Consider the following 12,817-nt stretch of genomic DNA (forward strand, 5'->3'; position numbering starts at 1 on the left):
AACGCCCGGTTACATTCCGAACCCGGAAGCTAAGCCTTTCAGCGCCGATGGTACTGCAGGGGGGACCCTGTGGGAGAGTAGGACACCGCCGAACACCTGCCCTTTTAGCTCAGTCGGTAGAGCGTCTCCATGGTAAGGAGAAGGTCAACGGTTCGATTCCGTTAAAGGGCTCCGAAGAAAAAGGCCCCCGCCTCATGGCGGGGGCCTTTTTGCGTTCCCCGGGAGAGGGGCATGCGAAAAGGCGCCTTCCCTCACGGGAAGGCGCCGTGCCGTCAGCGGTCGTCCGGCTCGCGGAGGCGCATCGCGAGGATGGCCATGTCGTCGGAGGCCGGGGCCTGGGCGAAGCGTTCGACCGCGCGCAGGACGCGGGCCGCGACCGCGCCGGCCGTCAGGCCCGTACAGGTCTTGAGGACGTCGGCGAGGCCGTCGTCGCCCAGCATGCGGGAGCCCTCGCGGCGCTCCGTCACGCCGTCCGTGACGCACAGGAGGACGTCGCCCGGGTCGAGCGTGACCGTCTCCTCGTACAGCTCCAGGTCGTCCATGACACCCAGGAGCGGCTGCGGTTCGGCCGCGGGGCGGACCGTGCCGTCCGGGCTGAGGCGCAGGGGCAGCGGATGGCCGGCGCAGACGACCTTGAGGATCGCGGAGCCGTCCTCCTGCGGGCGCATCTCGCCGTAGAGGAGGGTGAGGAAGCGGCTGCGGGCGCCCTCGTCGAGGATCGCCGCGTTCAGGCGCTCCAGGACGGCCGGGCCGCCGAGGCCCTCGCGGGCCAGGAGGCGCAGGGCGTGGCGGGCCAGGCCGGTGACGGCGGCCGCCTCCGGTCCCGTACCGCAGACGTCGCCGATGGCGAACCCGTACGCGCCGTCGCTGATCGGGAAGAGGTCGTAGAAGTCGCCGCCGACCTCGTTGCCCTCGCCGGCCGCGCGGTAGATGACGTCGACCTCGACGCCCGGGATCTCGGGGAGGCCGGGCGGCAGGAGGCTGCGCTGGAGGGACTGGCTGATCGCCACGCGCTCCGAGTAGAGGCGGGCGTTGTCCAGGGCCAGGGCGGCCCGGCGGGACAGGTCCTCGGCGAGCTCCAGGATCTCCTGGCGGAAGTGGTCCTCGGAGGGCCTGCCGAGCGTCAGCATGCCGATGACCCGGTTGCGGGCCACCAGGGGCAGGACGACCGTCTCGCCGGCGACCGCGCTCGCCGTGGCCAGCGTGGTGTCGATGCCCGGCGAGAGCGGGCTCGACGGGTGGTCGAGGGCGTGGACCGAGGCGTTGAGCGCGGCCCGGTGGGCGGCGTCGCCCGGCGCGGTCCAGACCCGGGCGCCGGGCGTCGGCACCGGGTCGGGCGGCGCGATCGAGGAGAGCAGCTCCTTGAGGCCGTCGATGCGGTCCTCGTCCTCGTGGAGCACATACGAGAGGTACGGGTCGGAGGCCTGGTCGGCGATCGTGTAGACCGCGCACCAGGTCGCGAGGGTGGGGACCGTCATCTGGGCCATCAGGGCCAGGGTCTGGTCGCGGTCGAGGGTGCCGGCCAGGAGGTCGGAGGCCTCGACGAGGAAGCTGAGGGAGCCGCGGCGCAGGCGCTCCAGCTCGCCGAGGCGGGCGGACTCCACGGCCAGGGCGATGCGGTCGGCGGCGAACTGGAGGCGGAGGGCCTCCTCGTTCGAGTAGCGGTTCGCGGCCTCGGCGGCCACGCCCAGGGAGCCGGTGAGGCGGCCCTCGACCTTGAGGGGGACGGTGACCACCGAGCGCATGCCGGTGTCCTCCAGGAGCGGGACGGCTCCGGGGACGGCGGCCAGGTCCTCGTGGACGGCGGGCATCCGGGCGGAGCCGTACCGGCTGGCGCCGGTTTCGACCGGTACGCGCGCGAAGCGCTGGCGGGCGGCCGGGAGGCCGGTGGTGGCCCGTACCTCCAGCTCCGTCTCGTCGTCCGTGGCGAGGAGGAGGAAGGCGGCGTCGCCGTCGAGCATGTCGCGGGCGCGCTCGACCGTGCGCTGGAGCAGGCCGTCGAGGTCGTCGGGGGCCGGGGAGCCGATGAAGACCTCGAAGGGGTCGGTGGCGCGGTTCTCGGCGCCCGGCTCGGCCGCGGGGCGCTGCGGGGTCTGCAGGACCGCCCGCTCGTGCTCGCGGACCAGGAGGCAGACCGTGGAGGGCTCGCCCTGGGAGTCGCGGACCCGGAGGTGCGAGGCGTAGACGGGGACGACCCGGCCGTCGGCGCAGCGGATGCCGTAGCTGCCCTCCCAGCGGGAGAGGCGCAGGGCCTCGGCGAGGCCGGTGCCGATGCCGGGGGTGTGGGGCCAGGCGGCGAGGTCGCCCAGGGGCTTGCCGGTGACCTGCTCGGAGCCGTACCCGAAGAGTTCCTCGGCGTGCTCGTTCCAGGCGGTGATCGCGCCGTTCCGGTCGATCTGGGCGACGGCGACGCGGACGCGGCTGTCGGCGACCGGGAGGAGGGCGTCGGGCAGGACCGGACCGGCCGAGCGGGTGCCGACGGGGCGCTGGGGGAGGTCGAGGTGGAACCAGACGTGCTTGCGCGTGGGGGAGTAGTCGACGCCCCAGCGGTGGGCGAGGGCGGCGCAGAGCAGCAGGCCGCGACCGTTCTCGCGGTCGGGGGCGACGAGGGTGCGGCCGCTCTGGACCGGGATCTCGCGCTCGGGGTAGCGGTCGGAGACCTCGACCCGGATGCTGTCGTCGGAGCGCAGGCAGAGCACGTCGGCGGCGGTGCCGGCGTGCACGACGGCGTTGGTGACGAGCTCGCTGGTGAGGACGACGGCGTCGTCCACCAGTTCGGGGTGTCCCCACCCCTGGAGGGTGTCCCGTACGAAGGCCCGTGCGGCCGCGACGGACCGCCCGACGGGCTCGAAGCTGGCAGTCGCCCGCGCGGTGATCACAGCACTCCTCGTACGGGTCTCGACGCCCGGCTCTGCCATGCTCGGTCTGTCCTTCCCACTGCCCGGTGGTCGTGCGCGCACCACACCGTCCCCGCCGGGCGGACCGGGGCGGCTGGACAGCCGGATGCCAGGTTACTTACCTTCGCTGTCCGAGCGGATGCCGGTCACCGCTGATTCCGTCCCTCGGGGGTAGGGACGCCGTCGAAGCTGCCGAAGTGTTATCGCCTGCTTCGGTCACGGTGAAACACTGGGCAGGCTACCGGCAGAGCCGGAGCAGTACGGTCGACCCCTTTCGGGAGGGACACGGTGGAGTCTGGCACGGCGGCGCGACGCGGCGGAGGCAGCGGTACGCGCACGAGGGGCGGGCGTTCCCGTGGGGGGACGGTCCAGGTGGACGCGGCGGCGCTGGAGCGGTTGCTCTCCGCGCTGGTGTCCATGCGGGACGGGAACTTCCGCAGGCGGCTCACGGTGTCCGGCGACGGGGTCATGGCGGAGATCTCCGCCGTGTTCAACGAGGTCGCGGACCGGCAGCTGCACGTGACCGGGGAGCTGTCGCGGGTCCGGCGGGTCGTCGGGCGCGAGGGCAAGCTGTCCGAGCGCCTGGAGTCCGGGGCCAGCGAGGGGGCCTGGGCGGCGGCGATCGAGGCCGCGAACGCGCTCGTCGACGACCTGGCCCGGCCGGTCTCCGAGGTGGGACGGGTGCTCTCGGCGGTGGCCGAGGGCGACCTGGAGCAGCGGATGGACCTGCGGTCGGAGGGCGCCGACGGGGCGGTCCGGCCGCTGCGGGGCGAGTTCCTGAAGGTCGCCCGTACCGCCAACAACCTGGTCGACCAGCTGTCGGTGTTCGCCTCCGAGGTGACCAGGGTCGCCGTCGAGGTGGGCACCGAGGGCAAGCTGGGCGGTCAGGCGCAGGTGCGCGGGGTGTCCGGTTCGTGGAAGGACCTCACGGACTCGGTCAACACCATGGCGAACCGGCTGACGGCCCAGGTGCGTGACATCGCTCTCGTCACGACGGCGGTCGCCGACGGCGACCTGTCGCAGAAGGTCACGGCGAACGTGGCCGGCGAGATGCTGGAGCTGAAGAACACCGTCAACCGGATGGTGGACCAGCTGTCGTCGTTCTCGTCCGAGGTGACCCGGGTCGCGCGCGAGGTGGGCACCGAGGGCGAGCTGGGCGGCCAGGCCGAGGTGGCCGGGGTCGCCGGCGTGTGGAAGGACCTCACCGACTCCGTCAACACGATGGCGGGCAACCTCACCAATCAGGTGAGGGGGATCGCCGAGGTGACGACCGCCGTCGCCAACGGCGACCTGTCGCAGAAGGTCCGGGTCTCGGCGCGCGGCGAGATCGCGCAGCTCGCGGACACGATCAACCAGATGACCGAGACGCTGCGGACCTTCGCCGACGAGGTGACCCGCGTCTCGGGCGAGGTCGGCGCGCAGGGCCTGCTCGGCGGCCAGGCGCAGGTGCCGGGCGCGGCGGGCACCTGGAAGGACCTCACCGACTCCGTCAACACGGTCTTCCGGAACATCACCACGCAGGTGCGCGACATCGCGCAGGTGACGACGGCCGTGGCCAACGGTGATCTGTCGCAGAAGGTCACGGTGGACGTGGCCGGGGAGATGCTGGAGCTCAAGAACACCGTCAACACGATGGTGGACCAGCTCTCCGCCTTCGGTTCCGAGGTGACCCGGGTGGCCCGGGAGGTCGGCGTCGAGGGTCTGCTCGGCGGCCAGGCCGAGGTGCCGGGCGCGGCGGGCACCTGGAAGGACCTCACCGACTCGGTGAACACGGCCTTCCGCAACCTGACCGGTCAGGTGCGCGACATCGCGCAGGTGACGACGGCGGTCGCCAACGGTGATCTGTCGCAGAAGGTCACGGTGGACGTGGCCGGGGAGATGCTGGAGCTGAAGAACACCGTCAACACGATGGTGTCGCAGCTGTCGTCCTTCGCGGACCAGGTGACCCGGATGGCCCGGGACGTGGGCACCGAGGGCCGGCTCGGCGGCCAGGCGCGTGTGGACGGCGTCTCCGGGCGCTGGCGGGAGCTCACCGACTCGGTGAACTTCATGGCCGGCAACCTGACCTCCCAGGTGCGGCAGATCGCGCAGGTGACGACGGCCGTGGCGCGCGGCGACCTGTCGCAGAAGATCGACGTGGACGCGCGCGGCGAGATCCTGGAGCTGAAGAACACCATCAACACGATGGTCGACCAGCTCTCCGCGTTCGCGGACCAGGTGACCCGGGTGGCCCGCGAGGTGGGCACCGACGGGCGCCTGGGCGGTCAGGCGCAGGTCCCCGGCGTGGCCGGCGTGTGGCGCGACCTGACCGACTCGGTGAACGGCATGGCCGGCAACCTCACCACCCAGGTCCGCAACATCGCCCAGGTCGCCACGGCGGTCGCGCGCGGCGACCTGTCGCAGAAGATCGACGTGGACGCGCGCGGCGAGATCCTGGAGCTGAAGAACACCCTCAACACGATGGTGGACCAGCTGTCGAACTTCGCCGAGCAGGTGACCCGGGTGGCCCGCGAGGTGGGCACCGAGGGCATCCTCGGCGGCCAGGCCGAGGTGCAGGGCGTCTCGGGCACCTGGAAGGACCTCACCCAGTCGGTGAACGGCATGGCGAACAACCTCACCATCCAGGTGCGGAACATCGCCGAGGTCACGACCGCGGTCGCCATGGGCGACCTGTCGAAGAAGATCACGGTCGACGCCCGGGGCGAGATCCTGGAGCTGGTGACGACCGTCAACACGATGGTCGACCAGCTGTCGAACTTCGCGGACGAGGTCACGCGCGTGGCCCGCGAGGTGGGTACGGAGGGCATCCTCGGCGGCCAGGCACGCGTGCGCGGGGTCACCGGCACCTGGAAGGACCTCAGCGACAACGTCAACCTGATGGCCAACAACCTGACCAGTCAGGTGCGGAACATCTCCCGGGTCTCGGCGGCCGTGGCCAACGGCGACCTGACCAAGAAGGTGACGGTCGAGGCGCGCGGCGAGGTCGCCGAACTCGCCGAGACCGTCAACACGATGGTGACGACCCTGTCGTCGTTCGCGGACGAGGTCACGCGCGTGGCGCGCGAGGTGGGCACGGAGGGCGAGCTGGGCGGTCAGGCCCGGGTGCCGGGGGTCTCCGGCACCTGGAAGGACCTGACCGAGTCGGTGAACTCGATGGCCGACAACCTGACCGGTCAGGTGCGGCAGATCGCCGCCGTCACCACCGCCATCGCCAAGGGCGACCTCACCAAGAAGATCGACATCGACGCCCGCGGCGAGATCCAGGAGCTGAAGAACACCATCAACACGATGGTCGACCAGCTGTCGAACTTCGCCGAGGAGGTCACCCGGGTGGCCCGCGAGGTGGGCACCGACGGGCAGCTGGGCGGCCAGGCCCGGGTCCGGGACGTGGAGGGCACCTGGAGCGACCTCACCGACTCCGTGAACGAGATGGCCGGGAACCTCACCCGGCAGGTGCGGGCCATCGCCGCCGTCGCCACCGCGGTGACCCGCGGCGACCTGAACGTCAAGATCGACGGCGTGGACGCGGCCGGCGAGATCCAGGCGCTCCAGGACAACATCAACACGATGATCGCGAACCTGCGCGACACCACCCTCGCCAACGACGAGCAGGACTGGCTCAAGAGCAACCTGGCCCGCATCTCCGGCCTCATGCAGGGCCGCCGGGACCTCGACGACGTCGCCTCGCTCATCATGAGCGAGCTGACCCCGGTCGTCTCGGCCCAGCACGGCGCCTTCTTCGTGGCGATGCCGACCGGGTCCGCCCACGGCGACGCCGAACTGGTCGGCGAGGGCGACGGGGCGTACGAGCTGCGGATGCGCGGCAGTTACGGGTACTCGCCCGGCTCCATGCCGACCTCGTTCCGGCCCGGCGAGACCCTCATCGGGACGGCGGCCGAGGAGAAGCGGACCATCCAGCTCAACGCGCCGCCCGGCTACCTCAAGATCTCCTCCGGGCTCGGCGAGGCCTCGCCCGCGCACGTGATCGTCCTCCCGGTCCTCTTCGAGGGGAAGGTCCTCGGCGTGATCGAGCTGGCCTCCTTCCAGCCGTTCACCCAGATCCAGCGGGACTTCCTCAACCAGATCGCCGAGCTGATCGCCACCACCGTCAACACGATCAGCGTCAACACCAAGACCGAGGTGCTGCTCCAGCAGTCGCAGGAGCTGACCACGCAGCTCAAGGAGCGTTCGGCCGAGCTGGAGCACCGGCAGAAGGAGCTCCAGGGCTCCAACCTGGAGCTGGAGGAGAAGGCCGAGCTGCTCGCCCGGCAGAACCGCGACATCGAGGTGAAGAACACCGAGATCGAGGAGGCCCGGCAGGTCCTGGAGGAGCGGGCCGAACAGCTCGCGGTCTCCATGCGGTACAAGTCCGAGTTCCTGGCGAACATGTCGCACGAGCTGCGCACCCCGCTCAACTCGCTGCTCATCCTGGCCAAGTTGCTCGCGGACAACGCCGAGACGAACTTGACGCCGAAGCAGGTCGAGTTCGCGGAGACCATCCACGGGGCCGGTTCGGACCTGCTCCAGCTGATCAACGACATCCTGGACCTGTCGAAGGTCGAGGCGGGCAAGATGGACGTCTCGCCGACCCGGATCGCGCTCGTGCAGCTCGTCGACTACGTGGAGGCGACCTTCCGGCCGCTCACGGCGGAGAAGGGGCTCGACTTCTCGGTGCGGGTCTCGCCGGAGCTGCCGGCCACGCTCCACACCGACGAGCAGCGCCTGCTCCAGGTGCTGCGCAACCTCCTGTCCAACGCGGTGAAGTTCACCGACACGGGCGCGGTGGAGCTGGTGATCCGGCCGGCCGGCACGGACGTGCCGCAGTCGATCCGCGAGCAGCTCCTGGAGGCCGGTTCGCTGCGCGACCCGGAGGCCGACCTGATCGCGTTCTCGGTCACCGACACCGGGATCGGGATCGCGGCGAGCAAGATGCGGGTCATCTTCGAGGCCTTCAAGCAGGCCGACGGCACGACCAGCCGGAAGTACGGCGGCACGGGCCTGGGGCTCTCGATCAGCCGGGAGATCGCGCGGCTGCTCGGCGGCGAGATCTTCGCCGCGAGCGAGCCGGGCCGCGGCTCGACGTTCACCCTGTACCTGCCGCTGGACCCGACCGAACTGCCCGCGCCGGGCCACGGCCAGGGCGCGCAGGACGGCGAGGACCCGCAGCAGGGCGCGGAGGAGGGGGCGGCCGGGGCCGTCCACCCGTTCCCGCACTTCCCGCCGACGCCCGTACGCACGGAGGCGCGTTCCGGGGCCGGGGCGCTGTTCCGGCACCGGCGGAAGGCGGCCGCGGAGGCGACCGGGTCGCGGGGCGCGGTGCCGGAGCAGACCGGTCAGCAGCCCGTGCCGGAGCGGGAGGAGCAGGAGTCGGCGCCGCGCCGCACCTTCGGCTTCTCCGGCGAGAAGGTCCTCATCGTCGACGACGACATCCGCAACGTCTTCGCGCTCACCAGCGTCCTGGAGCAGCACGGGCTCGCGGTGCTGTACGCGGAGAACGGGCGGGAGGGCATCGAGGTCCTGGAGCAGCACGACGACGCGGCGGTCGTCCTGATGGACATCATGATGCCGGAGATGGACGGGTACGCGACGACGACCGCGATCCGCCGGATGCCGCAGTTCGCCGGTCTTCCGATCATCGCCCTGACGGCGAAGGCGATGAAGGGCGACCGGGAGAAGGCGATCGAGTCGGGCGCCTCGGACTACGTGACCAAGCCGGTCGACCCCGACCACCTGCTGTCCGTCATGGAGCAGTGGATGCGGGGCGAGTGACCCGGGCCGGGGCCGCGCGGAGCGCCGCGCGGCCCCGGGCCTCCGCCGGCGGGTCCCGGAAGGATCCCCCGGGCTCCGGAAAGGTCTCCCGGGTCCCGTCCCGGAAAGATCTCCGGCGGGCTGTCGCCACGGGCGTGTGAGAGGTCGGGATACGGGGAACCTTCTGGTCTCCCACCGCGTTTTTCCTCTGTGCACAGTGACATCGCGGTGACAGGGTGTGGCGACGGGCGGGGTGCGGCTACGATGACCGGCACAAGGACGGACGGCGCTAGGGAGTCGTCTTCTGGGGCGGCGCTCGGTGCCTCCCCCGGTTCGGGGGACCGGGCGGAGCCGTCGCAGGGACGAGGAGGACGGGGCATGGTGCAGAAGGCCAAGATCCTCCTGGTCGATGACCGGCCGGAGAATCTGCTGGCGCTGGAGGCCATTCTCTCCGCGCTCGATCAGACGCTGGTGCGGGCATCGTCCGGGGAGGAAGCGCTCAAGGCGCTGTTGACGGACGACTTCGCGGTCATCCTGCTCGACGTCCAGATGCCGGGCATGGACGGTTTCGAGACCGCCGCCCACATCAAGCGGCGCGAGCGGACCCGGGACATCCCGATCATCTTCCTCACCGCCATCAACCACGGCCCCCACCACACCTTCCGGGGGTACGCGGCGGGGGCGGTCGACTACATCTCCAAGCCCTTCGACCCGTGGGTGCTGCGCGCCAAGGTCTCGGTCTTCGTCGAGCTCTACATGAAGAACTGCAAGCTGCGTGAGCAGGCCGCCCTGCTCCGGCTCCAGTTGGAGGGCGGCGGCGAGAGCGGTCACGGCAAGGAGTCCGCCGGTCTGCTCGCCGAGCTCTCGGCCCGCCTCGCGGCCGTCGAGGAGCAGGCGGAGGCCCTGTCGAAGCAGCTCGACGACGACTCGGCCGACGCGGCGGCCGTCGCCACCGCCGCGCACCTGGAGCGCAAGCTCACCGGCCTCCGGCGGGCCCTGGACGCACTGGAGCCGGGCGCCGGCACCGTGCCGACCCTGCCCAGCCAGAGCTGACACGACGTCAGGAGGCGCCCCGGACCATCGCGGTCCGGGGCGCTTCGGCGTGATGCGGCGTCAGCATCGCGCCTCCGCGCGGACGACACGAACGGGTGAGGCGGACAGCCGGTTCCCACACGGGTAACCTCGGCATCATGGCTTCACGTACGTCCGGCAAGACCCAGGGCACGGCGGGCACCGCAAAGCCGCGCGCCGGCCGTACGGCGGGTGCCGCGAAGAAGGCGGCCCCCGCGAAGTCCCCCGCCAAACCGCCCGCGAAGAACGTCCCGGCGAAGAGGGCTCCGGGCAAGAAGGCCGCGCCCGCCAAGCGCGCGCCCGCGCGGAAGCCCGTGGCGAAGAAGGCCCCGGCCCGCCCCGCGCCGTCCCCGACCGGGGGCGTCTACCGGCTGGTGCGCGGCGCCTGGCTCGGACTCGCCCACGCGGTGGGGGCGGTCTTCCGCGGCATAGGACGCGGCGCCAAGGGACTCGACCCCGTGCACCGCAAGGACGGTCTCGCGCTGCTTCTCCTCGGCCTCGCGCTGATCGTCGCCGTGGGCACCTGGTCCAATCTGCGCGGCCCGGTCGGCGACCTCGTCGAGCTGCTCGTCACCGGGGCCTTCGGACGGCTCGACCTCCTGGTGCCGCTCCTCGTCGGCGGGATGGGCGTGCGCCTGATCCTCTATCCGGAGAGGCCCGAGGCCAACGGCCGGATCGTCATCGGCCTCTCCGCCCTCGCCCTCGGCGTCCTGGGCCAGGTGCACATCGCGTGCGGCTCGCCCGGCCGCGGCGACGGCGCCGACGCCGTGCAGGACGCGGGCGGCCTCATCGGCTGGGCCGCCTCCCAGCCCCTCGTCTTCATGATGGGCGAGGTCCTCGCCGTACCGATGCTGGTGCTGCTCACCGTCTTCGGCCTGCTCGTCGTCACCGCCACCCCGGTCAACGCGATCCCGCAGCGCCTCCGCGCCCTCGGCGTCAGGCTCGGCGTCGTGGAACCGCGGTACGACCCGGCGGAGGCCGAGGAGTACGCGCGCGGGGAGTACGACGAGGAGTGGCGGGACGCGGAGCCGAGGCCCGCGCGGCCCGTCCGCCGGCGCGCTCCCGGTCCGGCGGAGCCGTACGACGTGGACCGGGCCGAGGAGGAGATGCCGGAGCGGCGCGGCCGCTCGACGCGCCGTCCCCGGCGGACCGGCTCCGAGGCCGGGCTCGATCCGGTGGATGTCGCCGCCGCGGCGGCCGCGGCGCTGGACGGCGCGGTCCTGAACGGCATGCCCCCGTCCCCGATCGTCGCCGACCTGACCAAGGACGTCACCGCCGAGCGGAACGCCGCCGTGGCCGCCTCCGCCGCCGGAGCCCCGGAGAAGGCGACCGCGCCCGTGCCGCCCGCCCGGGGCGAGGACGCGCGCGGCGGAGGCGTACCCGATCTGACCAAGCCCGCGCCCGAGCCGACGGATCTGCCGTCGCGGGCCGAGCAGCTCCAGCTGTCCGGCGACATCACGTACGCGCTGCCGTCGATGGATCTCCTTGAGCGCGGCGGGCCGGGCAAGACGCGCAGTGCGGCGAACGACGCGGTGGTGGCCTCGCTCTCCAACGTGTTCGACGAGTTCAAGGTCGACGCGGCGGTCACCGGCTTCACGCGGGGGCCGACGGTCACGCGGTACGAGGTCGAGCTCGGGCCCGCGGTGAAGGTGGAGAAGATCACGGCCCTGGCCAAGAACATCGCCTACGCGGTGGCCTCCCCGGACGTGCGGATCATCTCTCCGATCCCGGGCAAGTCCGCGGTCGGCATCGAGATCCCCAACAGCGACCGCGAGATGGTCAACCTCGGGGACGTGCTGCGGCTCGCGGACGCGGCCGGGGACGACCATCCGATGCTGGTCGCGCTCGGCAAGGACGTCGAGGGCGGCTACGTGATGGCCAACCTGGCGAAGATGCCGCACATCCTGGTCGCCGGCGCCACTGGCTCCGGCAAGTCCTCGTGCATCAACTGCCTGATCACCTCGGTGATGATAAGGGCGACCCCCGAGGACGTCCGGATGGTGCTCGTCGACCCCAAGCGGGTCGAGCTGACCGCCTACGAGGGCATCCCGCACCTGATCACCCCGATCATCACCAACCCCAAGAAGGCCGCCGAGGCCCTGCAGTGGGTGGTGCGCGAGATGGACCTGCGCTACGACGACCTGGCGGCCTTCGGCTTCCGGCACATCGACGACTTCAACGAGGCCATCCGGGCCGGCAAGGTCAAGCTCCCCGAGGGCAGCGAGCGCGAGCTCAACCCCTACCCGTACCTCCTGGTGATCGTCGACGAGCTCGCCGACCTGATGATGGTCGCGCCCCGGGACGTCGAGGACGCGATCGTGCGCATCACCCAGTTGGCCCGCGCCGCCGGCATCCACCTCGTTCTCGCCACCCAGCGTCCGTCCGTGGACGTCGTCACCGGCCTGATCAAGGCGAACGTGCCCTCCCGGCTCGCCTTCGCCACCTCCTCGCTCGCCGACAGCCGGGTCATCCTCGACCAGCCCGGCGCCGAGAAGCTGATCGGCAAGGGTGACGGGCTGTTCCTGCCGATGGGCGCCAACAAGCCCGTCCGCATGCAGGGCGCCTTCGTCACCGAGCACGAGGTCGCCGCCGTCGTGCAGCACTGCAAGGACCAGATGACGCCCGTCTTCCGGGACGACGTCACCGTGGGCACCAAGCAGAAGAAGGAGATCGACGAGGAGATCGGCGACGACCTCGACCTGCTGTGCCAGGCCGCCGAGCTGGTCGTCTCCACCCAGTTCGGCTCCACCTCGATGCTCCAGCGCAAGCTGCGCGTCGGCTTCGCCAAGGCCGGACGGCTGATGGACCTGATGGAGTCGCGCAACATCGTCGGCCCCAGCGAGGGCTCCAAGGCCCGCGACGTCCTCGTCAAGCCCGACGAACTCGACGGCGTCCTCGCCGTGATCCGGGGCGAGACGGGGGAGTAGGCGGGGACCGGACGGGGGCCGGATCCGGGCTGCGCGCGGGCTCCGGCACGGGGCCGGGTGTGGGCGCCGGAAGACGGGGTACCCGTTCGAGATCCGGTCGAGACTCACTCGTAAGAAATGGGTGAGCAACCGTTTCCCCTGGCCGTACGTCAAGTTGGACGGAGGGACAGAAGG

General features: G+C 71.6%; 4 protein-coding genes, 1 tRNA gene and 1 rRNA gene. 5 read left to right on the forward strand and 1 reads right to left on the reverse strand.

Translation table 11 applies throughout. The features are described 5' to 3' along the window. Together rrf and AB0398_RS26130 are read left to right on the forward strand one after the other, a co-directional pair. Window positions 1-94, forward strand: a 5S ribosomal RNA gene (rrf, locus tag AB0398_RS26125); the annotation flags it as partial. A gap of 4 nt (window positions 95-98) precedes the next feature. Continuing rightward, window positions 99-171: transfer RNA gene (locus tag AB0398_RS26130), tRNA-Thr, on the forward strand. Window positions 172-272: 101 nt separating this feature from the next. On the opposite strand, the gene AB0398_RS26135 is transcribed toward AB0398_RS26130, so the two are convergent. Further along, complete coding sequence (locus AB0398_RS26135; RefSeq protein WP_366378062.1) at window positions 273-2,918, reverse strand: SpoIIE family protein phosphatase; 2,646 nt, start codon at window positions 2,916-2,918, stop codon at window positions 273-275. A gap of 267 nt (window positions 2,919-3,185) precedes the next feature. On the opposite strand from AB0398_RS26135, the gene AB0398_RS26140 reads away from it, so the two are divergent. The 3 genes from AB0398_RS26140 (at window position 3,186) to AB0398_RS26150 (ending at window position 12,643) form a co-directional block, all read left to right on the forward strand. After that, the gene (locus AB0398_RS26140) at window positions 3,186-8,666 is read left to right on the forward strand and encodes a HAMP domain-containing protein (protein WP_366378063.1); all 5,481 of its coding nucleotides are present in this window, start codon (window positions 3,186-3,188) and stop codon (window positions 8,664-8,666) included. A gap of 357 nt (window positions 8,667-9,023) precedes the next feature. Next, window positions 9,024-9,698 carry a response regulator gene (locus AB0398_RS26145; RefSeq protein WP_366378064.1) on the forward strand — a complete coding sequence of 225 codons (675 nt, stop codon included), beginning with the start codon at window positions 9,024-9,026 and terminating at the stop codon, window positions 9,696-9,698. A gap of 137 nt (window positions 9,699-9,835) precedes the next feature. After that, window positions 9,836-12,643, forward strand: coding sequence for a DNA translocase FtsK (locus AB0398_RS26150; protein WP_366378065.1), 2,808 nt, complete (start codon window positions 9,836-9,838; stop codon window positions 12,641-12,643). Window positions 12,644-12,817: the final 174 nt, after the last annotated feature.

It is taken from the genome of Streptomyces sp. NPDC086147 (assembly GCF_040702165.1).
Classification (GTDB): Bacteria; Actinomycetota; Actinomycetes; order Streptomycetales; family Streptomycetaceae; genus Streptomyces.